The organism is Niastella soli, assembly GCF_017742245.1.
Lineage (GTDB): Bacteria > Bacteroidota > Bacteroidia > Chitinophagales > Chitinophagaceae > Niastella > Niastella soli.
The window spans coordinates 163,785-190,123 of sequence record NZ_JAGHKO010000004.1 but is presented as its reverse complement, the minus strand read 5'-3'; the positions used below and the strand labels follow the sequence as shown (position 1 = coordinate 190,123).

Annotated in this window: 22 protein-coding genes; 7 read left to right on the top strand and 15 right to left on the bottom strand. The window is 44.7% G+C overall.

The window, feature by feature from the left end; all coding sequences use genetic code 11:
- Positions 1-103 precede the first annotated feature (103 nt).
- The gene (locus tag J7I42_RS15570; protein ID WP_209139753.1) at positions 104-790 is read right to left on the bottom strand and encodes a DsbA family oxidoreductase; all 687 of its coding nucleotides are present in this window, start codon (positions 788-790) and stop codon (positions 104-106) included.
- Positions 771-1,784 (bottom strand): manganese catalase family protein, encoded by a 1,014-nt coding sequence (locus tag J7I42_RS15565; RefSeq protein WP_209139752.1) that lies wholly within the window; start codon positions 1,782-1,784, stop codon positions 771-773. Before J7I42_RS15565 ends, J7I42_RS15570 begins: the two co-directional genes overlap by 20 nt.
- A 170-nt stretch (positions 1,785-1,954) precedes the next feature.
- Here J7I42_RS15565 and J7I42_RS15560 point away from each other — a divergent pair, with 170 nt between their 5' ends.
- Both J7I42_RS15560 and J7I42_RS15555 read left to right on the top strand, forming a co-directional pair.
- Positions 1,955-2,356, top strand: coding sequence for an SPW repeat domain-containing protein (locus tag J7I42_RS15560; protein ID WP_209139751.1), 402 nt, complete (start codon positions 1,955-1,957; stop codon positions 2,354-2,356).
- Positions 2,357-2,412: 56 nt separating this feature from the next.
- Complete coding sequence (locus tag J7I42_RS15555) at positions 2,413-2,595, top strand: hypothetical protein (RefSeq protein ID WP_209139750.1); 183 nt, start codon at positions 2,413-2,415, stop codon at positions 2,593-2,595.
- A 143-nt stretch (positions 2,596-2,738) separates the two neighbouring features.
- On the opposite strand, the gene J7I42_RS15550 is transcribed toward J7I42_RS15555, so the two are convergent.
- From J7I42_RS15550 to J7I42_RS15530, 5 genes are all read right to left on the bottom strand, one after another.
- Positions 2,739-3,302 (bottom strand): DUF1003 domain-containing protein, encoded by a 564-nt coding sequence (locus J7I42_RS15550; protein ID WP_209139749.1) that lies wholly within the window; start codon positions 3,300-3,302, stop codon positions 2,739-2,741.
- A gap of 263 nt (positions 3,303-3,565) precedes the next feature.
- Positions 3,566-3,970 (bottom strand): cupin domain-containing protein, encoded by a 405-nt coding sequence (locus tag J7I42_RS15545; protein WP_209139748.1) that lies wholly within the window; start codon positions 3,968-3,970, stop codon positions 3,566-3,568.
- A 151-nt stretch (positions 3,971-4,121) separates the two neighbouring features.
- Positions 4,122-5,168 (bottom strand): type II asparaginase, encoded by a 1,047-nt coding sequence (locus tag J7I42_RS15540; protein ID WP_209139747.1) that lies wholly within the window; start codon positions 5,166-5,168, stop codon positions 4,122-4,124.
- A 49-nt stretch (positions 5,169-5,217) separates the two neighbouring features.
- Positions 5,218-6,696: an aspartate ammonia-lyase gene (locus tag J7I42_RS15535; protein WP_209139746.1), complete on the bottom strand. Its 1,479-nt coding sequence runs from the start codon at positions 6,694-6,696 to the stop codon at positions 5,218-5,220.
- Positions 6,697-6,905: 209 nt separating this feature from the next.
- Positions 6,906-7,553, bottom strand: coding sequence for a hypothetical protein (locus J7I42_RS15530; RefSeq protein ID WP_209139745.1), 648 nt, complete (start codon positions 7,551-7,553; stop codon positions 6,906-6,908).
- Between the two features lie 306 nt (positions 7,554-7,859).
- Between J7I42_RS15530 and J7I42_RS15525 the strand changes: the two genes are divergently transcribed.
- Positions 7,860-8,048, top strand: a complete 189-nt coding sequence (locus tag J7I42_RS15525; RefSeq protein WP_209139744.1) for a hypothetical protein — start codon at positions 7,860-7,862, stop codon at positions 8,046-8,048.
- A gap of 1 nt (position 8,049) precedes the next feature.
- Here the strand turns inward: J7I42_RS15525 and J7I42_RS15520 are convergent, their stop codons facing one another.
- The 5 genes from J7I42_RS15520 to J7I42_RS15500 all read right to left on the bottom strand — a co-directional run bounded on the left by J7I42_RS15520 (position 8,050) and on the right by J7I42_RS15500 (position 17,901).
- On the bottom strand, positions 8,050-10,836 hold the full coding sequence (locus J7I42_RS15520; RefSeq protein WP_209139743.1) for a glycosyl hydrolase: 2,787 nt from the start codon (positions 10,834-10,836) through the stop codon (positions 8,050-8,052).
- Between the two features lie 125 nt (positions 10,837-10,961).
- On the bottom strand, positions 10,962-12,836 hold the full coding sequence (locus J7I42_RS15515; RefSeq protein WP_209139742.1) for an alpha-amylase family glycosyl hydrolase: 1,875 nt from the start codon (positions 12,834-12,836) through the stop codon (positions 10,962-10,964).
- Positions 12,823-14,202, bottom strand: a complete 1,380-nt coding sequence (locus J7I42_RS15510) for an MFS transporter (RefSeq protein WP_209139741.1) — start codon at positions 14,200-14,202, stop codon at positions 12,823-12,825. The genes J7I42_RS15515 and J7I42_RS15510 overlap by 14 nt, the downstream gene beginning before the upstream one ends.
- Before the next feature lie 925 nt (positions 14,203-15,127).
- Entirely contained in the window at positions 15,128-16,402 is a 1,275-nt protein-coding gene (locus tag J7I42_RS15505; protein ID WP_209139740.1) for a glucose-1-phosphate adenylyltransferase, read from the bottom strand.
- 80 nt (positions 16,403-16,482) lie between these two features.
- Positions 16,483-17,901, bottom strand: a complete 1,419-nt coding sequence (locus tag J7I42_RS15500; RefSeq protein WP_209139739.1) for a glycogen synthase — start codon at positions 17,899-17,901, stop codon at positions 16,483-16,485.
- Positions 17,902-18,210: 309 nt separating this feature from the next.
- Between J7I42_RS15500 and J7I42_RS15495 the strand changes: the two genes are divergently transcribed.
- On the top strand, positions 18,211-19,710 hold the full coding sequence (locus J7I42_RS15495; RefSeq protein WP_209139738.1) for an MFS transporter: 1,500 nt from the start codon (positions 18,211-18,213) through the stop codon (positions 19,708-19,710).
- Between the two features lie 80 nt (positions 19,711-19,790).
- Positions 19,791-20,771 carry an ROK family protein gene (locus J7I42_RS15490; RefSeq protein ID WP_209139737.1) on the top strand — a complete coding sequence of 327 codons (981 nt, stop codon included), beginning with the start codon at positions 19,791-19,793 and terminating at the stop codon, positions 20,769-20,771.
- A gap of 225 nt (positions 20,772-20,996) precedes the next feature.
- Here the strand turns inward: J7I42_RS15490 and J7I42_RS15485 are convergent, their stop codons facing one another.
- The 3 genes from J7I42_RS15485 to J7I42_RS15475 form a co-directional block, all read right to left on the bottom strand.
- Positions 20,997-21,920, bottom strand: coding sequence for a phosphodiester glycosidase family protein (locus J7I42_RS15485; protein ID WP_209139736.1), 924 nt, complete (start codon positions 21,918-21,920; stop codon positions 20,997-20,999).
- Between the two features lie 167 nt (positions 21,921-22,087).
- Complete coding sequence (lipA, locus tag J7I42_RS15480; RefSeq protein ID WP_209139735.1) at positions 22,088-23,023, bottom strand: lipoyl synthase; 936 nt, start codon at positions 23,021-23,023, stop codon at positions 22,088-22,090.
- A 423-nt stretch (positions 23,024-23,446) separates the two neighbouring features.
- Complete coding sequence (locus tag J7I42_RS15475; RefSeq protein ID WP_209139734.1) at positions 23,447-24,247, bottom strand: hypothetical protein; 801 nt, start codon at positions 24,245-24,247, stop codon at positions 23,447-23,449.
- Positions 24,248-24,296: 49 nt separating this feature from the next.
- Between J7I42_RS15475 and J7I42_RS15470 the strand changes: the two genes are divergently transcribed.
- Both J7I42_RS15470 and J7I42_RS15465 read left to right on the top strand, forming a co-directional pair.
- The gene (locus tag J7I42_RS15470) at positions 24,297-24,722 is read left to right on the top strand and encodes an OsmC family protein (RefSeq protein WP_209139733.1); all 426 of its coding nucleotides are present in this window, start codon (positions 24,297-24,299) and stop codon (positions 24,720-24,722) included.
- A 176-nt stretch (positions 24,723-24,898) separates the two neighbouring features.
- Positions 24,899-26,290 carry a sialate O-acetylesterase gene (locus tag J7I42_RS15465; protein WP_209139732.1) on the top strand — a complete coding sequence of 464 codons (1,392 nt, stop codon included), beginning with the start codon at positions 24,899-24,901 and terminating at the stop codon, positions 26,288-26,290.
- The last annotated feature ends 49 nt before the right edge of the window (positions 26,291-26,339 follow it).

The window sequence follows — 26,339 nt, the reverse complement described above, 5'->3', positions numbered from 1 at the left end:
AGTTCAAAATTGTAAAGAGTCTGGGGATCATTGATCCAAAAGAGAATGAGTAAATATATAACAAGGTAAAGTATTGCCCATCGTGGGGCAATATTATGCTCGTTCAGGGTTGTATAATTATGCTCATTATAACATCGACAGGCTTATATCCTGTAATTAACAAAGGTCTATGCGCTGTTCGCCGTACTAATAATGTAGGAAATCTTTGAATTGAACAATATTTAACTTCCTGTATGTCCTTACGGAATGCTTCCAGGCCATTGCCGTTGTTCATATCTTCAATAAACAGATCTAGATCAAAACAGGTAGCTGCTGCAGCTACCTGCTCAGCTACCTGCTGTAATACTTCATATTTCGCAATGTTGAGCCTATGCATCATGATCGCTTCCTGTATATAATGCAGATATAATTCGCCAAGCGCAGGAGATTGAAGCATGGCGCATTTTACAGCTATACACGCCGGATAAGAAGATGCAGGAGGGTCTTCGATCCATATTCTGTGTGGTATTGGCAGGTCTGTAAGTTGTCCCGCCTGCATCCAGATAGGCCCCATTTGGGCAGGCCGACTGATGCTGTTTAATGAGTCCGTAAATTGGTTCCATGACGGCAATAAACCGCCCATACAATAACGCCAGTGTATCGTTCCTTTCCAGTCTACGTTTAATCGGTCCAGTTGGGGCTTCATGGCCCAACTCCAACAACATAAAGGATCGGTAAAATACACGATGTTCAGATCATCTTTTTCCACCTGCATATTGCCGGAAGCATTTTTACAATCCTGACTGACCATTCTTAACACTTTTTGCTGATTTAGTTTTGCGTTTTGTATTTTCTTTGTTATTTTCTTCTCTTGGCTCATCCCATTGTTGTTCACCTATCGGAGTGGCAAGATTGATTTCTTCACTCCGGGTTGCACTCAGCTCTCTGTTCATTTCCTCTACCTTTTTAGCTGTTCGGTTTGTGCCGGATGGTTGCTGTTGCAGTAGTCCATTTGTATCCAGTACGTGCTGTATTGGATCTTCAATGTACTGGAAGTTTTCACCGAGTTGACTGGATTTTCCTTCATTCCAGGGGCCCGAAAAATCATTACCGGTAGACATGTTAAAATACAGATTGCTATACCTTGGATCGCTTTGAAGCACTCCTGGAGGAAAGTTTGGCTGAATAGTTCCCAGCGCAGCTTCAAACATCTGATAGTGCGCTACTTCTCTTGTCATTAAGAAAATGAGGGTTTCTTTCACATAGGGATCGTCGGTAAACTGCATCAAATACTCATATACCATTTTGGCGCGTGATTCAGCGGCAATATCTGACCTGAGATCGGCCGTTAGATCGCCTGTGCAATCTCCATTTATATAGGCTGCCGTCCAGGGAACGCCCTGGGTGTTGGTGTAAGCCGGGGTACCGGCACTGCCAACAAGGAACTGGGTGGCAGTCATACCTTCATGGATCATTTGTTCTTTAGCGGCTTTCCCATTAAGCAATTGCATGATCTCTGAATTTTCAGATGCATTTTTTAAATCTCCGTTAATGCCTGTTAGCAGCATTTGAATAGTCGCGCCCACAATTTCCAAATGGCTGAATTCCTCTGTAGCGATATCCATTAACAGATCATATTTGTCAGGATATGGTTTGCGGGCGCCAAATGCCTGACCAAAATAACGTAATGCGGCAGCCAACTCGCCATTTGCTCCCCCAAATTGTTCTAATAATAAGGTTGCAAATGCAGGATTAGGTTTTGATACCCTCGCATTGAATTGTAATTCTTTAACATGATAAAACATATACTTTGAATTTTATTTAAAATGAGAAACGAAGCGTGAATTTTTAAGATAGGCAGTTATGTTTTTTTGACTTCAATGGGTGGGATACTCTATTTGTATAAATAGTCATGCCTCACTTGAAATGGACTGGCATAACTTGTGAAGCTTTATTATAATTAAATGTTGATATTATGAAACCAATAAACACGAAAGTTCATGGATGTCTCGATTATATTATGGGTGTATTGCTCATAGCAGCGCCATGGATATTTGATTTTACGCGAAATGGCGCAGAAACTTGGGTTCCCGTAATTTTAGGTATAACAACCATATTGTATAGTCTATTGACAAATTATGAATTAGGCGTAGCTCGCATGATCTCAATGCGTTCACATTTAACACTTGATATGGTAGGTGGTATTTTTCTGGCTGTTTCACCCTGGTTGTTCGGGTTTGTTAATCACGTTTGGCAACCGCACCTGCTATTAGGTATTCTCGAAATTGGGGTTGTGTTAATGACCAGAGGTGTACCTGATGAAAGACATGCACCGGTTAATAGAAATATACCCCACAAGACAGCAACCGGACTTTAGACCGATTAAGGAAATACCTGGTTTTGAAACAAAATTGAAAATTCAAATTAATTGTTATGTCAGAAAAAGGATTGGCAGTTTCTACCGCGGAAATGGAAGATATAGGAATTGTCGGTAATAGAGTAATAAAAGCCCAGCCAAAACAAAATAAAATCAGCGGTATCCTGAAGATTGCTGTTGCAGTAATGGTGATTATTTCTGGTTTAAAGATGTTAAAGAATAGAAAGCAAACAGGATAATGGTGGCGAATCATCTTTTACTTTTTTATGCCAAAGGAGCGCTGATGCCTGGCAAAGGTAGCTATTACATGATTTAATGAATAAGTTATACCATTCACACTTGCAGGCAGGTGATAAAAGATAAAGTATGACTAAAATGCCAATTAATAGGGGGAAGCAATGTCTGTCTTCGCGTCTAATTTTGCCTTAATATCCTCAAGCATGGTAAATTGTTTTACCTGCATTTCATATAATGTTTTGATTTGTTCGCCCAACAATAAGTCCATCTTTTGATGCAGACTGCGAATGCCTATTTCAGCTTTTAAATTGATGAGATAATCATTTTCACTTCTCATTCTGTCTTTTACTTCCTGCCGGTTCTGGCTCATCATAATAATGGGTGCTTGTAATGCCGCTATACACGAAAGAAGCAAGTTCATAAGTATAAAAGGATAGGGGTCAAACTCTTTGCTTTTTGTCATTATAACGTTAAAAATGATCCAAATTGCAATAGTGATCCCAAAGGAAATAATAAACTTCCAGCTACCTCCAAAACGTGCTACCTTATCGGAAAGCTTTTGCCCCTGTGAAATGACTTCCTGTGGCGGATGCAATAAATTATTGATGATAAGATCTTCCTCCTGAATAGTGTCCTGCACAATTTTATGCAATTTGAGCAGGTATTCATCTTCGTCTGATAACACCTGGTTAATTATTTTAGTATCCATAATGATTTTGTTTTAGCTGTAATGAAGAACAGCAATGCTTACATTGCTTTATTTATTTTGAATGGCCATTTCTATAGCCGTCACTTAGAAGCAGCATGCACAACAATTAATAGTATACTTTTCATAAAAAATAATTTTGAGGAGAATGAATTGAATTTGTGTTAGTACAGCAGCTGTAAGGATTGAAACCGGGCCCAAAAAGCGAGTTAGAAAGATTAAAATCCGGGACGTTTTTTATTTGCAAAAAGTTTATGGTAGCCTTATTATTTTAACATGTTTACCAGTGGCTTCCCTTTTTCAACGATATAAGTGGCCAGCTCTGCGCCATTTGTTTTTCCTACATTTTTGGCGGTGTGAGGTGTGCCGGCGGGAATGAACAATACCTCCCCTGCCTTGAGCGTAACTGGTGGCTTGCCTTCCAGCTGGTATTGCAATTCGCCTTCCAATACATAGATGATCTCCTCACCCGGATGTTTATGTTTTGCTGCCAGCACACCTGGGGCAATGTCAACGCGCACCTGTACCATTTCACGTCCTGGGATGCTGAGGTCGTGTTGTTGTAAGTCGGTACGTTTAACACCTGATTGTTGTGCTGATGCCGGACCGCCGAATGCAAATGTATTGAGTATAACGGCTGCGATGCTGTTGGTAAGAATGTTGTTTTTCATTTTTCTGATTTTTGTAAAAATACAGTCAATGGGTAGCCTTTACCAATAGCTATCTGCCGGAGTAGGCGAATTGATACCTGGGGTGGGCAAAAAGAACCCCCTCATTGCCTTAATTTTTCATTTAATGCAATGAGGGAGTAACCTGTGGGTATTAGTATTTAAAGAAGTACTGCTGTAACTGTTTTTTATCTTTTGTTTTCATGAGTCCCAGCATCAGCAAGACCCTTGCCTTTTGTGGAGTGAGATCATCTGAAACAATGGTGCCCAGTTCGTCGTCATTGATCTCATCATGCAGCACTACCCTTCCCGAGGGCGTACGGCTTGCCCGGCATACAACAATACCTGCACTTACGGCGCGTTTTACCGCATCCATATATGCCTTATTGAAGTTGCCGTTTCCTACCCCGGCGATCACAATACCGTCTACTTTTTTGGCAATCAGCATATCCAGCATATCAGGTGGTGCATCGGCATACATGTATACAATATCTACCCTTGGGAATTTTGTATCGGCCTGTACGGAAAAGGGCGTTTTTACATTTACTTCCCGCATGGAGCTCATGTAATATTCTACCTTGCCATCATATACCTGGCCAACAGGGCCTGTATTGGGTGAGCCGAATGCGTTTACTTTCGTGGTGCTTAACTTCATGACTTCCCTTGCATCGAAGATGCCTTCATTGAAACTGATCAACACCCCTCTTCCTTTACTGTTAGGATTAATGGCTACTGTAATAGCATCATACAGATTCTTGGGACCATCGGCACTGATGGCTGTGGCAGGTCGCATGGAGCCAGTCAATACTACTGGTCTTTCGCTGGCTACTACCAGGTCCAGAAAATAACCGGTTTCCTCCTGGGTATCGGTACCATGGGTAACTACAATGGCATCTGCCTCATTTTTTGCAAAGATCTCATTTGCGCGAACAGCGAGTTTTTTCCAGATATCGGTGGTCATATCCTGGCTGCCGACGGAGGCGATCTGCTCGCCGGTAATGCTGGCGACCTTTTTTACAGTGGGTATTGCTCCGATCAGATCATCGATAGGGATCTTTCCGGCTGTATAACCGGCCCTGTCGGAAGAAGCGCCTGCACCTGCTATTGTACCACCTGTTGCCAGAATAATAACCCGTGGCAGTTGTGCCTGTACAGATATGATTATAACTAAAGAAAATAAAAAGGTGATTATTTTTTTCATATTTCATGTTTGTATGTTGAAAGGAATAGAAAATTTCCATGCATGTTGGTTATTCCTGAAGCTTTGTTGGGCCTGTAGGTGAGGTCAGTTTTACCGGATCCAGCAGGTCCTTTATCTGTTGCTCAGTCAGCAGCTTTTTCTCTCTTATCAATTCCAGGATCCCTTTACCAGACTGTAAAGCTTCTTTTGCCAGTTCTGTGGTTTTGTCGTAACCGAGCACCGGATTTAAGGCAGTCACTATACCTACGCTCCTGTTCATATAATTCTGCAAAACCTTTTCATTTATAGTGATGCCTTCTATACATTGTTTTCTGAATATCGGAATCGTTTTGAAGAATAGTCCCTGCGATTCCATGATGGCAACTGCAACAAATGGCTCATATGCATTCAGCTGTAATAAACCATCTGCCGATGCAATTGCTACTGTGGCGTCGTTTCCCATTACCTTATAGCATACTCCATTCATAAGTTCGGGCATAACCGGATTTACTTTTCCCGGCATGATGGATGAACCCGGCTGCAGGGGCGGCAGGTTGATCTCAAAGATCCCTGTTCTTGGCCCTGAGGCAAGAAAGATCAGGTCTTTGCTGATCTTGGATAATGTAACCGCCAGGTTTTTTATTGCAGCGGAATACATTACAAATGCCTGCATACTGGAGGTGGCGGCTATCAGATCTTTGCTAAGCGTCATGGGTTTACCGGTAATTTCAGCCAAACGGGTAGCGCATTTTTCTGCATATCCGGGTGAGGCTGTAATACCGGTGCCAATGGCTGTGGCGCCCATATTTATCTCATATAAATATGCTTCTGATTTAACCAGTGCGTCAATGGCCCCTTCTATCTGGTTGGCAAATCCATGAAACTCCTGCCCAACGGTCATGGGCACAGCATCCTGACCTTCGGTACGGCCCATTTTCAGGGTCTTTGCATATGCATCCCCTTTTTTATGAAATGCGGCGGCCAGTTCTTTAGCTTCTTTTACAACTTTATCATTGTGCAATATTAAGGCAACATGAATGGTCGTAGGGTATACATCGTTGGTAGATTGCCCCATATTCAGGTCGTCATGTGGTTCTATTATCGTGTATTCGCCTTTTTTATTTCCCTTCATCTCAAGCGCTACATTGGCAAGTACTTCATTGGCGTTCATATTGGCCGAAGTGCCTGCACCACCCTGATACAGATCAACTAAAAACTGATCGTGATATTTCCCATCGATCACTGCCTGGCAGGCTTTTTCAATGGCGCTCAATTTTTCTTTACTCATTCTGCCTACATCGGTATTGGCGCGTGCAGCCGCCATTTTTACCATGGCATACGCTTTTACATAATCAGGGTAGAATTTCGTAAGCATTCCACTCACCTGAAAATTTTCCAGGGCCCGTGCTGTTTGCACTCCGTAATAGGCATCTGCAGGGATCTGTTTTTCGCCAAGCAGGTCTTTTTCTGTACGGGTTGCCTGAGGAAAAGCACCTTCGAAAAAAAGCAGTATAATAACAAGCGGGACCAAGAACTGACCTTTGTTCATATATTTTATTTATAATTCACAAAAGCAATATTGCTTGTATAAAAGACACCCTTAAGCCCCTGATTTTGCAATCTGGCTTAGTCTTTTTTGCCCGGAGTTATAAAGTAACCGTTAAACGGCGCCGTTCGGAGAATAGCATTATCTGCCGGAGTAGTCGAATGGAGACCTGGGATAGACTCTTTACCTGTATTTTATTTAAAGAGAATGAATTATTTCTTCTTTATCAGTCTTGCTTTCTTCAGTTTGGAAATGAGCGTTTTTGTGTATGATTTGCTGAAGGCATCAATGTTTGAAGGATTAAAAACTTCTGAATCAACTGCCCACATTTTTTCTTCAGAGGCCGCATCGTATAAATTACTTTGCATAAAATATACTTTATCTGTTGTGTAATACGATGGAGTTGAAATAGTATTGTACGCCCCGGTATAATATGCATAATAATTGCCTGCGGGGGTATAATTGTTCATGGGTACATAGCCAGTTCTTCCCTCTGTATACGTTACCCGGTCATCTTTCTTTAATAAAGTAGCGATAAAAACACCATCACAACCGCTGGCTTTTACTTTACTGACCACTTCCTCTTTGGTGGGTTGCTTAGGGTTCTCAATGTCAAATGGCATTACATCAACACTTTTAACCGTTTTCAAACCCCTGGATGTGGCCACATTTGACAGATCGCTTTCCAGTCTTACCCTTGCCTGGATGTCTGCCGTTACCACTAAAATAAAGAGATTGCTGTATGTTTTGCCCTTTATTCCTTCTTTGTTTATCCAAACACCTTCCGTTTTTTTGGGACCTGTACAGGTGGAGAACGCGATTGCTGTAATGATCGCCAGTAGCATGTAAATGCTTTTCATATTATTAGTTGTACTAACAATTTTTATTATTTTCTCTGTTTTCCCAAAAAAACAGCGCATTGAATTGCCTGAATTTATAAGTCTTGGCAACCTGAGTGTGACGGGGATCACAAACGCAAGCGCCCATTTCAAATGTGAGGCATGTCACGCAATTGCCTTGTGAATTGTCTTCAACTTTGTATCAGCAATTCGAATTCACCAGCACCTTGGTCCCCAACCTTAGAAATGTATAAGAAATGCTGAAATCCGTACACGTTCAACCGGTGTTTTCTGAAGGAACTTTGTATTGTTAAAAAAACAAAAATTATGAAAGACAACAACAATCACATTGAAGTAATGATGTTCTCCAAAGAGTTAGCAAACCAGTACACGCAAAGCGAATTAGTTAAATGGTTCACAACATCCATTCTGCCTGCTATTGAACAGCAGGAAGTGCATGCAAAGAAACTGGCTCCTGGTACCTTGAGGATCAGTTCACCATTTTATATGTCGTAATTTATTTCAACGGGATCAATTGCACAGCGCCATCCAGTCCTGATGGTTGGACTTTCCACTTGCTGGCATCAAAATTTTGATAGTTGATGTTCACGAAGTTTATCTCATGGTAATTGCGCCATACCTGGCCCCTGCGGTCCATATCGCGGATTCGATTGGCCATCAGGTTACAAACCTCTATACTAATAGTATTCTGCCCTTCTTTTAAAAAACTGCCCGTTTTTAATTCATAAGGCAGGCTCCAGATCAACCCGGCCTCCTTCCCATTGATGATCACCCTGGCAGATTCGTACAGCTTATCCAATTGCAATAAATAATCAGCTGCCTTGTTTTTAATGGTAAAGGTAGTGGTGTATACACCCGTACCTGAGAATGATTGGATAGTTGAATCTTCTGTGAAACTGGTCCATGGTTTAATACCGGTCATTTGTTTGATGGCCGGTAATTGCGGACCACCGTCCTTAAAACTCAGCGTCCATTTATTGTTTTGTAAATTGATGGCCTCGCCGGCTGGTTTAACACTTTTGTACGCAGGCGCCGATTCTGCCTTTTTGCTCAGTTTTAAAATAATGGATTGGCCTGATCTTAATTGTAATTGAACGGCAGTTGTGTTGGCGTTCTTTTCAGCCGTCAAAACGTTGATTGCACCGCTCAGTGGGTCCATCCGTAATACCGTTGTAGCTGGTGATTGCAGGGTTATTTTTTCGTCGATATCGTTGGCGGAGTTATTTACAATGAAATAATACATGCCTTCAGTTGTTTTCCGGCGAATGAATTTCAGCTGTTTTGTTGCCATGGGTTCCGGCAATATTTTCAACTGGTTTAATGCCCCGGCCACATCACTGGTGGCTATTTTCGATTCGTTTAATAAGGCTTGTAAAGCCTGTTTTCCTTTTTGTGGGTCATTAAATCCCGGAACATCTTGGGGTTGGCTTTCAAAGATCACGGTAGCGCCCGTTTTCATCAATCTTATAATGTTTTTCAAAGTAGCCACCGGTATTTTATCACAGCCTGGCACCACCAGTACTTTGTGTTTGGCACCCTTAGGAACTACGCTTATCATGCCATTGGTTACGCTGGCTTGTTCCAGCATTTTATCTGACACAAAATCCAACGAGTATCCTGCGTTTTGTAATCCTACTACATTTTTATAAAAATTGGTGGGGTGCAGCCAATGGTCCACATCATGCACCTTCAGCGGCATATCCATACCTTTTGCATGGTGCCATACATCGTACACCGGCCAGTAGATGAGGATCTCATTATCTGGTTCGCCGGCTTGTAAAACCGATTGGCAACGGGTGATGTATTCATTCAATCCCTTTACATGCGGCCATAAGCTGTTATCAGGCACAAAGTTCACTGAGGCATAAAACAGCCAGCCGGGCCATTTTACATCGGCGGGCGTGTACGTGGTACCATGATAAAATACATGGTTGATGCCTGATAAAAATACCTGGTCTACTTCGGGTTTGCACTGGCTCCAGGCGGTTTTAAAATGTTCAGTCAACCAGGTAAAAGTTTCACAGCTGGTAAGTGGTTTGCCATAGGCATGTGCCGCGGAAGAGGCAAATTTTAACATATTGGGATCGGGGTCTACATTGCGAATATCGCCACTGTCTCTTTTCAATCCCTTTATAGGAAAATAGCTGCTGCCAAAGGTTTCTGTTTCGGGAATGTCAAAAGCGCCATACAGATCGAGCAGGTTGCCGGGTGAACCATGGGCCTGGTTTACCGAAAGGGTATTTCGTTTGTTGGTCCATTGGGTGAACACAGTGCTGAAATTCTCGCGCATCAGGTCGGCCAGGGTTTCCCGGTAATCTGATTTTAAGCGGGCCACTGTATCGTTCACGGCATCGGAAACAAACAGGTTGATGTATTGCCGCAGATCGTATCCCCGCCGTTTTTGAAACTCGGTAAAGAAGTCGGGCGTCCAGTCGGCATTGTATACTTCATAACTGTCATTAAAGAATGCTTTTACGCCATGGGATGAATTGCCGAATGCGGTATCGAATATTTTGAAATAGTCAGCGGTGGCCGCTTTTGAGAAATGATCGATGGTATACCCTTCTCCACCCGGGGCTGCTCTTTTAACCGCCTGCCGGGTTTTACCCGTGAATACTGCATATAGATCAAGGTCTTCGGTTGTGTTGTATTGCAGAGTACGACTGGTATCAACTTTATTGGTCAGATCGATGACACCTCCGTTTTTATTGTAGCCCATCAGGGCGCTTAATACGGCAACCCCTTTTTGCTTGGGGTCATTCACCACGATCTTTTCCATAAATGGGGTGCTGGCTTTGAGTTTATATTGTTGAACGATCAGTTTTGAAGCGGCATCGGGGATGGTCACGTTGGAACCGCCGATGGGCCAGCCAGTGCCTACGGAGATATACACACCCATGTTCAGTTTGTTGGATTGTTGAACAGTGTGATCGAGCATTTGCATCCATTGCGGCGATAAGTATTTTATGTAGCGGTTCTCATATCCTTTGGCGCCATATATGGGGACGATCTCCACGCCGCCAAAACCGGCATTGCTATACTGTTGTAACGAGCTGCTGATATTTTTTTCATCCACCGCGCTGCCCATCCACCACCAACGGGTCCAGGGACGGGTTTGCTGGTTTATTGCGGGCCATTTTGTTTGTGCAGAAACAGAAAATGAGAGTGCTGTTATACAGCAGGCAAGGATCGTTTTGTGTAACATCTGGCTAATATAGCAGAATTTGACAGGCTGTCCTTCCTGTACTATCAGGTTAAGGTGCAGACCTGTAAGGTCCATCATTGGGGCTTGTCCTTTCAGACTGGTGTCTTGGACCTGACAGGTCTGGCTCTTCTCACTTTAAATAAGACCTGTCAGGACCGCTTAATCCCACTAATTGTACGAGACCCGATGGCGGACCTTACAGGTCACCTTACCAACTCTCCCACCCACAATGTTTTGGCCGGTACTTTTAATTTATTGGTGATGTCTATTACAGTACCATCAATCACATTCCTGGCCTGAGTAAATGTTTTTATTCTTTCTTCGAACCGGTGCATGTCTATTTCCTTTTCCTGATCGGTGGGGTTCATGACGCATAGCACGGTTTGTTGCGCCGTATAACGGAAGTAAACATATACGCCGTCTTCCGGCACGTATTGCATCAGCTTGCCGGTTGTTAATGCCGGGGACGTCTTACGAAAGTTGGCCAGCGTTCGTACATAATTGTACACTTCGCTTTCTGCGGGTGTTCTGCCTCCTGGTTCAAACTTATTAGCGCTATCGCCAGCCCAGCCGCCAGGAAAATCGAGGCGTACCTTGCCATCGGGATCGGCAAAATTCTTCATCCCTATTTCCGTACCATAATACAATTGGGGAATGCCACGGAAAGTGAACAGCCAGGCAAGCCCCATTTTTTGTTTGGCAACATCCTCTCCTACTACACTGAAGAACCGGCTGATATCATGGTTGTCGAGAAAAATTACATTTTTCATGGGATCGGCATATACAAAATCATTGGCGGTGGTACCGTACAGCCGGTTCACACCTTCCGTCCAGCCAACCTCCTGTGTTAATGCCGGTACAATGCCATAGAGGTTGAGTTGAAAATCGGTTACACCTGGCAGATTGCTTTTGTATGGGATGTTGTATTGGTTGCGGGTAAAAAAGCTCTGGTTGGGAATGCCATGCACCCAGGTTTCGCCAAATAAATGCAGTTGCGGGTATTCATTGAGCAGGGCCTTATTGCAGCGGTTCATAAAATCGAGGTCGTTATAAGCATAGGTATCTATACGCCAGCCATCGATGCCGAACTCTTCCGTGCACCAGATGGCATGCTGTATCAGAAAGCTGGCTACCTGCGGGTTGTTCTGGTTCAGGTCGGGCATTTTTTCCGTAAACCAGCCATCGCTCATTCGCTTTTTATCAATTGTGGAAGCATAGGGGTCCATCAGCACCTGGTCTTTAAAGGTGGTGTTGGTATAGATTGGCCACCAATGGAACCAGCTGCTGTCGGGCAGATCGCGATACAGAAAATGTTCGATGCCCACATGGTTGTAAACCGCATCCTGGATGATCTTCATGCCCCGTTTGTGTATGCTGTCGATCAACTCATGATAGGCGTTGGCGCCCCCCAGTCGCGGGTCAATGGTATAATGATCGGTAAATGCATAGCCGTGTTCGTTGCGGTCAAGCATATCGTTTAGTAACACCGGGTTCAGCCATAATGCAGTTGCACCCAGTTGCTGCAGGTAATTGAGGTGGTTTTGTATGCCTTTCAAATCGGCGCCGTGACGTTTGAAATAATTGTTGCGGTCGATACTTTGGTCTCTCAGTCCGGCAATACGGTCATTGGTGGTGTCGCCATTGCTGAAGCGGTCGGGCATAATGAGGTAAATAAGATCAGTACTGTTTATGCCTTTGATGCGCGTTTTGCCATTCTGGGGGCTGCGTGGTTTTAATTCAAACCAGATCTTGCTCCACTCATTCAGCGCCAACCCGCCAAATTTTAATAAATATTTCCCTGGCTGGGCATTGGGCGCAATTTCTACATCCACGATCAGGTAATGCCGGTTTGGGTTTTTGTAAAACCTTTTAACTTTTATGGCAGGATCAGCGGATTGGACAACCCAATTTTCCCCGCTCAGGTTTTTGCTTTTATTATAAAAGATCAATTGAAGGTCCCGGTTCTTCATGCCAGTAAACCAATGCGTGGGAAATACCCGGGTACTATCCTGTGCAATAACAAACAGGGTCAAAAAAGAAAAAACAACCGTAATAACCAGTTTTCTACAACAGCTCATCTTGTGTTTTTTCTTTTACAATAAAAGCACAAACAAAACCTGCTGCCATCAGCAAGCAGCCTCCTATCTGCACGGCCAACAGGCGATCGTTGTGCAGAAAGGATTCCATGATCTTTCCAAAGAAAAGTGAGGCGATAATCTCGGGCAATACAATAAAGAAATTAAAGATGCCCATATAGATGCCGATCTTGTTTGCAGGTAAATGTCCGGCCAGCATAGAATATGGCATTGACAAAATAGAAGCCCAGGCAACGCCCACCAAACTCATGGACACATACAACATAGCAGGATCGCTGATGTATTTTACAGTGAATAAACCAATGCCGCCAATGATAAGACAAAATGTATGGGTCATTTTTTTGCCCAGCTTGGCCACCCAAAATGACAATGTAAGTGAAAACAAAAAGGTAACGAGGTTTAAAATGGAGGAGGTGGCATTGGCATGTTCTATTCCCTGTGTGTATATAGCATTAGAGGTGTTAGGATCGCCTTTGAAAATATCGCGCGCCACACCGGTTGTATAATAAAACCACATAAGGAACAGTCCGGGCCAGGTGAGGAACTGCACCAATGCCAGTTTCTTCATTTGTGCCGGCATTTGAAAGATTGAGGCTGTGATCTCCTTTATGGCACCCCCAATGCTCCCGGCTAAGCCGGGACCATGTTCTGCATTCAATTGTTGCCGCCAGTTAGGATCGGTGGGTGGATATTCTTTACTGCGGAATACGGTGTACAACACGGCCACTAAAAACATAATGCCGCCAATATAAAACGACCACATGATGTTTTGAGGAATGCCACCGGTTGCTTTTTCGCGTGAGATGCCAAACCAGTTTACGAGGATACCCGGTAAGAACCCGGCGATAAAGGCCGCAGCGCCAATGAACATACTTTGCATGGAGTAACCAAAGGGCCGCTGCTGTTCATTGAGGTTGTCGGCCACAAAGGCGCGGAAGGGTTCCATACTAACATTAATGCATGAGTCCAGGATCCAGAGCGTGCCAGCGGCCATCCAAACGGCCGAGGCGTTGGGCATAATAAACAAAGCGAGGGAACTCAGGATGGCGCCAATTAAAAAGTAGGGTCTTCTGCGGCCCCAGGCAGGATGCCAGGTACGGTCGCTGAGATAACCGATGATGGGTTGCACCAATAAACCTGTCATAGGGGCTGCCAGCCACAAGCCTGGTATTTGTTCGGCCGATGCGCCCAGGTATTCATAAATGGCGCTCATATTGTTCATTTGTAACGACCAGCCAAATTGTATTCCAAAGAAGCCGAAACACATATTCCAGATCTGCCAGAAGTTGAAATGGGGTTTGGCCTGAATGGCCTGTTCGGTATCCAATACTATCGGGGATGGTTCCATATGCAATCGCTTTGAGTATGTGTAAGATACGAAAAGAAAATTTATATAGGGGAAGTGGGGTAAGCGTGAAACGTGAAACGGCAGACGGCAAACGGCAGACGGCAAACGGCAAACGGCAAAGGAATACAATAGTACGCTCCACGCTGCGCGTGTCGCGGCAATCCGCCTTCGCCAAGGCTTCGGCGGCCAAGCCGGCAATCGGCAGTCGGCAGTGGAATACAGCATACAGTTAGCTCCACGCTGCGCGTGTCGCGGCAGTCAGCAATCAAACTCAAAAAACCGGTACAATGCTACCTTGATAGCACCTCATTGCTTCCCCGGCGCCCGAGGACCCAAAGTGAAGGATCAGTATAGGCAAAGCGAAGGATCAGTATAGGCAAAGTGAAGGAAATAAAAACCGTCACCGGTTTTCGACCATTCGTCACACCGTTTTCTGCTTAACCGTCACAACTAAAATGAAATTTCAGAGGAGAAATTACCATTCGTCCCATCGATGTAAAGGTAACCGTCACACCATTTCCCTCGGACCGTCACAACTAAAATGAATTTTCAGTGGAGAAATTGCCATTCGTCCCACCGTTTTCCGAAGCCCGTCCCAGCGGTTTCCGAAGACCGTCACATGATGGCGTTGCCGGATGGAAGTAATAGGTAATTTTGTATTCATCCGAACAATGAACGTATCAAAACCGAACAGTTTTTTGTTAACGGTAAGCTTTCAGGCAATTAAAGCCGCGATGATGAACCCGGTGAGTAGTTTGAAGAGTGAATAGGGTTGAATAAGGCAATAGGCAATGGGCAATGGGCCGCGACGCGGATTGACACGCAGCGGTGTATTTCTATTGCCTGCTGCCCATTGCCTTGCTCCAATTAAAAAAGGTGAACCATCCTTTACGGATAATCCACCTTTAATCTTATGTCTTGTCGCTTAGATCACAAATCCATCGGGTAAAATAGAACCCTTCTTCACAACGACAATTCCGTCTTTTATAGTGTATAACGAGTGATCGGTATTTTCGAGATGATTGCTTCCGTTGATCCGCACATCGTTGCCAATGCGGCAGTTTTTGTCAATGATCGCATTGCGAATATAACAACGTTCACCTATACCCAGTTTGGGCAGTCCTCTCTCCAGCGAATGCTGCATTTCTTCAATGGTCTCAAAATAATCGGAGCCCATCACATAACTGCTCACCACTGTAGTACCATGACCAATACGGCTGCGAATGCCGATCACGCTGTTTTCGATGCGGCTGGCATTGATGATGCTGCCTTCCGCAATGATGGTCTTTTCAAGCGTGGTGCCGCTGATCTTAGCCGGTGGCAACATGCGTGCACGGGTGTATACGGCGTTCCTGTTGTCGAATAAGTTGAATGGTGGAATATCTGCCGTGAGCGCGAGGTTGGCTTCAAAAAAGGAATAGATATGGCCAATATCGGTCCAGTACCCATCGTACTCGTAGCTCATGATCTTATGCACACCGATGGATTTAGGAAGGATCTCCTTACCAAAATCGGTGGCGCCTTTATGTTCTTCCATTAACTGATCAAAGATCAGTTTACGGTTGAAGATATAGATACCCATGCTTGCCAGGTATACCCTGCCCTGTTTTTGCATATCAGGGCTCGTTTCGCTTTTCCAGTCGGGCAACAGGTCTTGCTTGGGTTTTTCAATGAATGAAGTAATATGACCATCGGGATCGGCTTTCAGGATCCCAAAATCAGAAGCTTCCTTGGCATTCACCGGAATGGTGGCCACTGATATGGCGGCGCCGGATTCCCGGTGTTTGTTGATCATGTCCTGGAAGTCCATTTGGTACAATTGGTCGCCGGAGAGAATAAGCACGTATTCAAAGTCGTGCTGACTGAGGTGGCGTAATGATTTGCGTACGGCATCTGCTGTACCCTGGTACCACGACGGGTTATCGGGGGTTTGCTCTGCGGCCAGAATGTCAACGAAGGCACTGCTGAAAATACTAAAGTGATAGGTGTTCTTAATGTGTTTGTTCAGCGATGCCGAGTTGAATTGCGTTAAAACAAACATGCGGTTAATACCGGAGTTGATACAGTTTGAAATAGGGATGTCTACCAAACGATATTTTCCGGCGATAGGCACTGCGGGTTTCGAACGGCTGGCAGTAAGGGGATAAAGTCGTGTACCGGCTCCTCCGCCCAGGATGACAGCAATCACTTGTTTGCTCATGGTTGTAGTTTTAAACCTAAATCTTGTTCTATTATACTCTTGAATTAGTCTACTCTACTCTTCTTAAAGTTATACAATTATTACATTACTAACGATGAATAAACCTGTATATACTGCTTTACACTACTTTCCCAACTGAAATCAAGGTTCATCATTCGCTGTCTGATGCCTTTCATTTTTTCTTTGTCGTGGTATACTTCGGCGGCACGCCATACGGCATGCGTAACATCGGGTACACTGGCATGGTTATAACAGATGCCGTATCCATTTACGTCACCAAAATCTATAACGGTATCTTTTAACCCGCCGGTACGGCGTACCATGGGTACGGTGCCATATCGCATGGAGTACATCTGGTTCAGTCCGCATGGTTCTACGCGTGAAGGCATTAACAAAAAATCAAGCCCGGCATACATGGTATGACTTAACCCTTCGTTATAACCGATATAGACGTTATAATCGGATTGCGATAATGGTTTTAGCGCCGAAAGGCGTGCTTCCACTTCGGGGAAACCGCTTCCCAATACGAGGAAATTCATTCGACGCCCTATAAAATAAAAAGAATCGCTGATAACCTGGGGTAACAGATCGGCCCCTTTTTCGCCAACGAGGCGGCCAATAAAACCTATCAGGGGTTTGTCATAATCGAGACTGAACTGATCGCACAGCAGCATTTTATTTTTTGCCTTGCCGGCTTCATAGTCGTGTTCGGAGAAATGGTGCTGTAAGTATGTATCTGTTTCGGGGTTCCATACTTTGGCGTCGATGCCGTTCAGGATGCCCACACATTTTCCTTTTTCATATTCGAACAGGGCTTCCAGGCCATTGCTCATCCATTTCAGCTCCTGCAGATAACTGGGGCTTACGGTGGTTATTTTATCTGCACATTTGATGGCACTGGCCAGCGGGTTGATGGTATTGTTCCAGTCGAGCATGCCCCATTTCCACATATCCCATTGAGGAATGAGTATGCTGCGGTTCCAGGGCATCCAACCCTGGTACTGGGCATTGTGAATGGTCAGTACCGTTTTTATGGAGGCAAGCCCCCGGTACTTCTGACAATTTTTTACCATAAAAGGGATCAGGCCGGTATGGTGATCATGCACATGCAGTATATCAGGCTTTTTGGCCCAGGCATTCAGCCAGTCGAGTACACAGATCTGAAAAGCGGTAAAGCGTTCGTTGTCGTCGTTGTAGCCGTATACTTTTTCGCGGTCGAGCAACCCGTTCACATCAACCAGGTATAATTCAAAACCCAGTTTGTTGGTCTTTTCCTTTATGATGGTAAACTCAAACCACCAGTTGCCCATGTTGGTGTTGGCTTTGTGCACCACTTCCCACTCATTGGCATATAAAAATTTGGTCCGGTACATGGGCATAACCACCCGGGTGGTGTGCCCCAGTTCATTCATATATTTTGGTAAGGCCCCTACCACATCTCCCAAACCTCCTGCCTTAGCTACAGGGTAACATTCCGCGCTAACATGTAATATATCCATTCTAAAAAGTCGGGTTAAAAGTAAAAAGGAAATGTGTGTTCAATATAGGAAGGATTTTGATTGAATGATGCAGATCCATAAAAAATGATTACAAAACATCTCTTATATGATAGGTTTTATAGACTGTTATTGGTTCGGGGCACAGAAATTTTCATGCCCGATGCAGCTAAAGCGGTATCTTGGCGATTGCTTTTGAAAAACGCTTAAAAAGGTAATTGAATTTGTACGGCCCTCCCTGGAGAATTGGGGCAGGCTGTGGCAAAAACTTGTTATTTTTAAAACATCTTTTGACTAAAAACCAACCTTTAAATGAGTCAACAAACCAAATGGTCGCAATTTGCCGTACTCGTTTCCGTCTTTTTTTTCTGGGGCTTTGTGGCTGCCAGTAACGACATTCTGATTCCCGTATTCCAGGAAAAGCTGCACCTGAAGCCCTGGCAATCGCAAATGATCGCGTTTGCTTTTTATGCAGCATATACTGTAGGCTCTGTTATTTACTTCCTGGTTAGTAAAATAGCCGGTGGTGATATCTTAAATAAAATTGGTTATAAGAACGGTATTGCATTGGGGCTGGTGATCTCCGCCCTCGGTACCTTGTTGTTTTATCCCGCAGCCCAAACTGAATCATTCTTTATTATGATCAGCGGTCTGTTTATTGTTGGACTGGGTTTTTCCCTGCAGCAAACGGCCGCCAACCCGTTGGCCATTGTAATGGGCGATCCCAAAACCGGGTCACAGCGTTTAAGCATGGCAGGCGGCATCAACAACCTGGGTACTACGCTCGGCCCTGTAGTGGTAAGTCTGGCCATTTTTGGTTCTGTTACCGGCGGTGCTAAAGTTGCCGATATTGGCGCGGTAAAAGTGCCTTATCTGATCCTGGGGGCCGCTTTTATTCTGGTAGGTATCATCTTTAAATTCTCCCCTATTCCCAATCAGATCAAACATGATGAGGAAGTTGAATTGGATTTTGATAAAGGCTCTGAAGTAACTGCCAAACCCATGGGTTCACTTGCTTCTGCTTCAAAAAGAAGTCCGCTGAGCTATTCTCAGCTTTGGCTGGGGATGATCGGCATTTTTATCTATGTGGGTGTGGAAGTGGCTACGGCCAGTAATCTGCCGATGTTTATGAAAAAACACCTTACTGGTCCAAATGGAGGAGCTTTCCCAACTGAACATATTGCTCCGTTTGTATCGTTGTACTGGGCCAGTTTAATGATGGGCCGCTGGACCTCCTCTGTAGGTGCGTTCAATATCAGTGCGTCGGTTAAGTCGGTTTTACGCTTTATTATGCCATACCTGGCATTTGGCGTTTTCCTGCTGATCAACAAGATCGCAAGTCACGATATCACTCCTTTTTATGTATATGCAGGGGTAATTGTTGCCCTGATCATTGGTGACCTGCTGAGCAAGGGTAATCCTGCCCGCCAGTTGCTGATCTTTTCACTTTGCGGAATTACAGCCCTGATCATTGGCATGATGGCTGACGGTATGGTTAGCGTATATGCCTTTATCAGTGTAGGTTTATTCTGCTCAACCCTGTGGCCTTGTATCTTCACGCTGGCTATTGCCGGTTTAGGCCGTCATACCAACGAAGGCGCCAGCTTCCTGATCATGATGATCTGTGGTGGTGCATTCATCCCTGTGATACAAGGTTTGCTGGCTGATGAACATGCACTGGGCATTCAGGCCTCTTTCGTAGTAGGCGTTTTCTGTTTTGCCTACCTGGCATTCTATGCCATTCGTGCCAAGGCTATTTTGAAAGCACAGGGCATTGATTATGACAAACTTGACAGCGCTGGAGGCCATTAATAGATAAATTGATGTTATCTTCATGCCGAAAAATGGTCCGCAGGGGCTTTTTATGACTGAACATAGAAACTGAATTTGCAATGAGACAACAAGAGTATGCTATAGGAATTGATATTGGCGGTACCAACACGGTTTTTGGAATTGTAGATCACCGGGGTGAGATCTCGTACCGGGGAGCCATTTCGACCCGTAAGCATAATAATATTTCAGATTATATTGATGAACTGGCCATAGCCCTGAGTCCGGCTATTGAACAGGTGGGTGGCATTAATTCCATTCGTGGTATTGGTATTGGCGCTCCCAATGGAAATTATTACAAAGGTACTATTGAATATGCGCCCAATTTACCCTGGAAGGGGCTGGTGCCGCTGGTTCAGCTTATGAACGATAAATTTGGCGTTCCCTGTTCCCTCACCAACGATGCAAATGCAGCCGCCGTGGGTGAAATGATGTATGGCGTAGCCCGTGGCATGCGCGATTTCATCATGATCACGCTGGGTACCGGTGTGGGCAGCGGAATTGTGGCCAACGGTCAGCTGATCTATGGTCACGACGGTTTTGCCGGCGAACTGGGCCATACTACTACCATTCCTGGTGGCCGTTTACATAAGGGCACTGGCTTGCGGGGTTCGCTGGAAGCGTATGCTTCGGCTACCGGTGTGGCATTGACCGCTATTGAATTCCTTGATCGCGACCACAAACGCGACAGCCTGTTGCGCAATTATGCCAAGGAAGAAATTGATTCCCGCATTGTATATGATTGCGCCATGCAGGGCGATGCGATCGCCCAGGAGGTATATCAATTTACTGGTGAGGTGCTGGGGCTGGCGCTGTCCAATTTCGTGATGTTCTCTTCACCTGAAGCCATCATTTTATTTGGCGGTATGACCAAGGCCGGCGACCTGATCCTAAAGCCAACCCGCGAACATATGGAAAAGAACCTGCTGCCCATTTTCCAGAACAAAGTAAAGCTGTTGTTCTCTGAATTGAAGGAAGCAGATGCGGCGATCCTTGGCGCTAGTGCGCTGGTGTGGGAGGTGAAGACGGATAAAGTAGTTTAGTTTGACTAGTTGACCCGTTGATCAGTTGACCAGGTTAAAGGTTGATCGGGTTGACGAGGTTGACAAGGAATACAAAATACTAAGGGCCCAGGTAGTTTTAAAACCGCCTGGGCCCTTTTCATATATCAAAACTTCTTACTTCTGCATTTTCATACCTAAAAAATGGTTTTTTCGAGATAATTCTTCCTGGCTCTGTATCACTGGTTAACTGATCAACTGGTCAACTCATTTCTTTCTCTTAGGCTCCTTCTTTTTCACAATAAACACACTAGCCACCGGTCGTTGGCCTTCTTTGTCCGCCGGCTGAATGGTTTCCTTTCCATTGATGAGCATACAACTGCTGCCGCCACCATCGAGGTTAATGGCTTCTTCACAACCCAGTTCTACTAAGATCCGCGCCGTTTCATCGAGCGTGGCGCCTTCGGCAACTCCGGGACTGCGACCCTGTATAACCAGGATAATCAACCGGTGATTATGGGTATACCCAATAGCAGTACGCGGGTGGCGATCATCCCGTTCAAACGCATACAGCTGCTCTTCTTTATTGGTAATAAATACAGCGCCTTCCTGTACCAGTACCGGACCACCGCCAATAGCGGTATGCATCTTCCACCAGTTCCATTGTTCAATGGTATGTAGATCGGAAAATGAGGGATCTGGCTTGCTGCCCTTGGCAATAATGGGCTGGGTTTGAAACCCGTATGGCCATCGTTTGGCCGTATCTGTGAACAGCCAGGCTACATCGGCCAGTCTTTTTTTGGTGATACCAAGCGCACTACGGGTGGCGTAATAAAAAGAATCGTTGAACAGGCTTTTCAGTGCGGGAATATTGTAGGCTACCATTTTTCCCTCGCGTATGATCACATTCAGGTTCTGGTGGGTTTGAAAAGAGAAATACCCGCCATTTACGACAATGTAAGGTTGCTGTTCCCGCTTATAATATTGCGAAGGGGTATAACTGTTACCTTCGCCTGTTTGGGTGGTAAAGTCAATGTGTTTGTCTTTCAGCTTTATTTCAACGCAATACGCCTTAAAGGGGCGGCCGTTCAGGGAGTCGGCGGTTTTAAAAACGCGAATGGCACCGGGGAGACTGTCAAATTCATTATTGGCCTTTTTCCAATGGAGTTGGGAATGGCCAACTGCTGGCAAAAGGCAGATTGCTAGTAATATTGATTGTGCAATTCGCAATGTTGGAGAAGTAAGAAGTTTGAAGTACGAAGTAAGAGGTATGAAGCGTGAAAATCTGTATTTCTTACCTCCTACTTCTTACTTCTGTATTTACAAACGTTCAATACTTTTTATCTACAAGTGCTTTATTAAGATATCATCATCTCTTTCTGCTTCAGCCACTGTTCTTTGCCGTAACCTGGTATAACGTGCTTTTCGCTGTGATAGGAAGAACGGACCAGGGGACCGCTTTCTACATAGTCGAAGCCAATGTTATAACCAAACTCACGAAATTCGGCAAATTCGTCGGGGTGCACAAACCGGAGAACTGGTAAATGCTTTTTGGTAGGTTGCAGGTACTGGCCCAGGGTTATTACATCAACACCGCTGTTACGCAGGTCCTGCATGGTTTGTAATACTTCTTCCTTTGTTTCACCCAGCCCACACATGATACCGCTTTTTGTACGCATACCACCTTCTTTCAGGATCTTCAACACTTCCATGCTGCGGCGGTATTTAGCCTGAATACGCACCTGGCGGGTGAGGCGTTCCACAGTTTCAATATTGTGTGATACTACTTCTGGATGGGCCTCAATTATGCGTTGAACGTCCTCAGCCTTTCCTTTGAAGTCGGGGATCAGCGTTTCGAGTGTAGTATCGGGATTTAATGCTTTTACTGCTTTAATGGTATTGTGCCAGATGATGCTGCCACCATCTTTCAGTTCATCGCGGTCAACCGAGGTCAACACGGCGTGTTTCACTTTCATCAGGTGAATGGCTTCTGCCACGCGTTGTGGTTCGTCCCAGTCCACTGCATCGGGACGGCCGGTGGCTACCGCGCAAAAACCGCAGCTGCGGGTGCATACATTGCCCAGGATCATAAAGGTGGCGGTACCTTCGCCCCAGCATTCGCCCATGTTTGGACAATTTCCACTTTCGCAAATGGTGTGCAGTTTATGGGTATCAACCAGGTTGCGTACATGCCGGTAGTTTTCGCCGGTAGGTAATTTTACACGCAGCCAGTTGGGCTTTTTTACAACGGAGTTCGATTCATTTACACTACTGATAACGGGTAATTCCTGCATATGCTTAGTATTCTGATTAAACCTTAGGGTGTTTCCATATCAGGTATATTAACACACCAGAACCCAAAAGGTTTTCTGTAACAAATTGATAGCTAGTCAACTATTAATCACTGGGTTGACTATTTATCAACAAAAATAACATAAAACTGGTAATCAGGGGCGTTTAGTTATCCCGTAACAGTGTATAAATCAATAGGCAATCGGCAGTTCAGAGTTCCGAGTTATTAGGTTATTTAGTTATTAGGTTATTATGTTGTAAGTTCATGATTGTCGGTCGCCGTTTCCGGCTCCCGGAATTTATTCGCTGGCAACCCGGAACTCCGAACTAATAACTCAATAACCTACGAACTTAAGGGAATGCCTGTAAAACAAAAAAGTGAGCCTCCTTAAAAAAAAGACCCACTTAAATATCTTGTGCCTTTCCTACTTACGCCTTCCTAATAACAGGGTAATATAGGCGTTGAAGAAAAAGTTCTTTTCGGGGTTATACGCCATTTGGGCTACTTTCTGTACATAATACTCTGCATTCAGGCCCACTTCAATGGCTGAAACGGTTTCGTTAAACCGCCCATAATCAAACCGGAGGGCCCCCTTGGCAGTTAAGCCAAATTTAGGCTTCACTTCGCTCCAGCCAACGGTAAACCCGGAAGCACCCAGTTCCAGATAATTACTGTCGGAAATGGTTGGGTATGTTTTACGATAACGTTGGTCTGACTGGTCTACTACATCAACATAATACGGTTTTTGCAAACCAACGCTTAAGCCACCGGTATAAACGGCCATTACGCCTACCCCATTCTTATTTCCTTTGCCGCCAATAATGCGTTGCTGGCCGGCACTCAGTTTTACCTGGTAAAAGTTATTAAGCTTGCCGTAGATCACGCTGTTGAAGTTGAACCCATTCTGCAACGAGGTGCGTCTTTCTTTCTTGTGCTTTTTTTCGTTGATCTCCAACTGGAAGATGTTGGCCACCCGGGCGCTTTTGAACCGTCCTACTTCATAGGAAAGCCCATAGCCATCGGTATTAAGCTTAATGCCGAAAACGTTTTGTTTGTTAAAAATAATTTCTCCTTCCTCTTCCAATTTTATCAGGTTATTGATCCTCTCCTTTCTTGCGGCCTGTTTGTCTTTTTTTGCTGTTGGCGATTTGGGTGTTGGGTTATCCTGCGCCCATGTTGTGGAGGCAAGAGTACCAGCCAAAAGGAACAAAACAATTTTCTTCACTGGCTTTGATTTGATTATTAGACGTAAATTTAAGGCAAAAATATACATAATGACCTCAACTGTAGTTTACGAAGGAAATCTGCGAACGGTTTGTACACACGAAAAATCCGGGTCCATTATTGAAACCGATGCGCCGCCAGATAACCAGGGTTTGGGCGAGCGTTTTTCACCGACAGACATGGTGGCAACAGCCCTGGGCACCTGCATGCTAACGATCATGGGTATAAAAGCACGCGATATGAACCTCGATATAAAAGGCATTAAGATCGATGTGGAAAAGATCATGAAGGCCGATCCCCGCCGTATTGGCGGCATAAATTTAACATTTCATTTCCCTGATTCACTGCAGGTTGATGAAAAACAAAAGACCATTCTGGAAAGAGCCGCCAACACCTGTCCGGTTATGTACAGCATTCACCCCGATATTGAAGTGAATGTGACCTTCAACTGGAAACCCGAAATGATCATAGGATAATTACTATTGGGAAATAAAATAATATAAGACCGTTCCGGACAAACCGGGACGGTTTTTTTATTATATAAAACAACCTTTGGCCCCCGAAATGCTTCTATCTGTCATCTCATTATAAATATAATTTTTGTTGGTTTCGGTTTCAACAATACATTTAATCGCACAAATTGCTATTTAGTATGAAAAAATGGTCATCGCTCCTGTTCTTTTGTTCGCTTGTGATCGCTTCTCATGCCGCCATTCGCCTGCCGGCGGTTATTAGCAGCAACATGGTATTACAACAACAATCAACCGTTAAACTGTGGGGTTGGAGTGCTCCGTTTGAAAAAGTTGTTATTACCACCAGCTGGAATAACAAGGCTGATACCCTGAAGGCCACTAACAATGCCAACTGGCAAACAACCGTTCAAACACCTGCTGCCGGTGGCCCTTATACTATTACTATCTGGGGCAGCAATACCCCCACCCCCATTGTGTTGGAAAATGTAATGATCGGTGAGGTATGGGTTTGCTCGGGTCAGTCGAATATGGAATGGAACTACTATAACAAGCTGGCTGATATTAAGGAAGAGCTGCCTGCCTGTTATAATAATAACATCCGTTTTTTTCATATTCCTAAAACTACCGCTACCAACCCACAGGATGATTGCGCCGCCAAATGGACTGTGTGTGATAGTAACACGTTGAAATTCTTCAGTGCGGTAGGGTATTTCTTTGGGAAAAAGCTGAACAAAGACCTGAATGTGCCCATTGGCTTGATCAATTCCAGCTGGGGCGGTACACCGGCCGAAGTATGGACGCCCGACGCCCTGGTGAACAATGATGCAGAGCTGAAAAACGCCGCAACCAAATTAAAGGCTAATGGCGGCTGGCCTATTACGCCCGGTTATACCTATAATGCCATGATCAATCCGATCATCAATTATAACATTGCAGGTTCTATCTGGTACCAGGGTGAAAGCAATACAGAAACCGCCGCTTCGTATGGTAAACTGTTCACCACCATGATCGACAGCTGGCGCAAGGCCTGGGGTAAAGAATTCCCTTTTTATTATGTACAGATCGCCCCTTTTAAATATGGCAGCCCACTGATCGGTTCCCTGTTGCGCGAACAACAGACAAAGGTGATGGCCCATCCGCAAACAGGCATGGTGGTTATTACCGACCTGGTAGCCGATACCACTAATATTCACCCTACCAATAAACACGATGTGGGTGCCCGCCTGGCTAACTGGGCCCTGCACGATACCTATAAAAAAGAAGGTTTTGCCTATAAAAGCCCTATGTACAAAGGCATGGAAATAAAGAAGGGCAAAGCGTATATCAGCTTTGATAATGCGCCTGCTGGCTTACTGTCAACCGGAAAAACGATCACTGAAATATATGTGGCTGGTGCCGATCAGCAGTTCTACCCTGCCGAGGCGAAGATCGAGAACAACCAACTGGTGGTGTGGAATAAACTGGTGAAGGAACCGGTGGCCGTTCGCTATGGTTTCACCAATACGGCGGTAGGTAATTTATTTGGAAAAGAAGGATTGCCGGTCAATCCGTTCAGAACTGATAGCTGGTAACTTATAGTTTGTTAGTTATTGAGTTCGTAAGTTATTTAGTTAACTCACG

Coding starts and splice junctions, on each gene's coding strand:
- J7I42_RS15535 (WP_209139746.1), bottom strand. CDS start 6,696: ATGAACAAAGGTCAGTTCTTGGTCCCGCTTGTTATTATACTGCTTTTT.
- J7I42_RS15565 (WP_209139752.1), bottom strand. CDS start 1,784: ATGTTTTATCATGTTAAAGAATTACAATTCAATGCGAGGGTATCAAAA.
- J7I42_RS15520 (WP_209139743.1), bottom strand. CDS start 10,836: ATGATGGACCTTACAGGTCTGCACCTTAACCTGATAGTACAGGAAGGA.
- J7I42_RS15560 (WP_209139751.1), top strand. CDS start 1,955: ATGAAACCAATAAACACGAAAGTTCATGGATGTCTCGATTATATTATG.
- J7I42_RS15525 (WP_209139744.1), top strand. CDS start 7,860: ATGAAAGACAACAACAATCACATTGAAGTAATGATGTTCTCCAAAGAG.
- J7I42_RS15540 (WP_209139747.1), bottom strand. CDS start 5,168: ATGAAAAAAATAATCACCTTTTTATTTTCTTTAGTTATAATCATATCT.
- J7I42_RS15550 (WP_209139749.1), bottom strand. CDS start 3,302: ATGGATACTAAAATAATTAACCAGGTGTTATCAGACGAAGATGAATAC.
- J7I42_RS15570 (WP_209139753.1), bottom strand. CDS start 790: ATGGTCAGTCAGGATTGTAAAAATGCTTCCGGCAATATGCAGGTGGAA.
- J7I42_RS15515 (WP_209139742.1), bottom strand. CDS start 12,836: ATGAGCTGTTGTAGAAAACTGGTTATTACGGTTGTTTTTTCTTTTTTG.
- J7I42_RS15470 (WP_209139733.1), top strand. CDS start 24,297: ATGACCTCAACTGTAGTTTACGAAGGAAATCTGCGAACGGTTTGTACA.
- J7I42_RS15530 (WP_209139745.1), bottom strand. CDS start 7,553: ATGAAAAGCATTTACATGCTACTGGCGATCATTACAGCAATCGCGTTC.
- J7I42_RS15490 (WP_209139737.1), top strand. CDS start 19,791: ATGAGACAACAAGAGTATGCTATAGGAATTGATATTGGCGGTACCAAC.
- lipA (WP_209139735.1), bottom strand. CDS start 23,023: ATGCAGGAATTACCCGTTATCAGTAGTGTAAATGAATCGAACTCCGTT.
- J7I42_RS15545 (WP_209139748.1), bottom strand. CDS start 3,970: ATGAAAAACAACATTCTTACCAACAGCATCGCAGCCGTTATACTCAAT.
- J7I42_RS15500 (WP_209139739.1), bottom strand. CDS start 17,901: ATGGATATATTACATGTTAGCGCGGAATGTTACCCTGTAGCTAAGGCA.
- J7I42_RS15505 (WP_209139740.1), bottom strand. CDS start 16,402: ATGAGCAAACAAGTGATTGCTGTCATCCTGGGCGGAGGAGCCGGTACA.
- J7I42_RS15495 (WP_209139738.1), top strand. CDS start 18,211: ATGAGTCAACAAACCAAATGGTCGCAATTTGCCGTACTCGTTTCCGTC.
- J7I42_RS15555 (WP_209139750.1), top strand. CDS start 2,413: ATGTCAGAAAAAGGATTGGCAGTTTCTACCGCGGAAATGGAAGATATA.
- J7I42_RS15510 (WP_209139741.1), bottom strand. CDS start 14,202: ATGGAACCATCCCCGATAGTATTGGATACCGAACAGGCCATTCAGGCC.
- J7I42_RS15465 (WP_209139732.1), top strand. CDS start 24,899: ATGAAAAAATGGTCATCGCTCCTGTTCTTTTGTTCGCTTGTGATCGCT.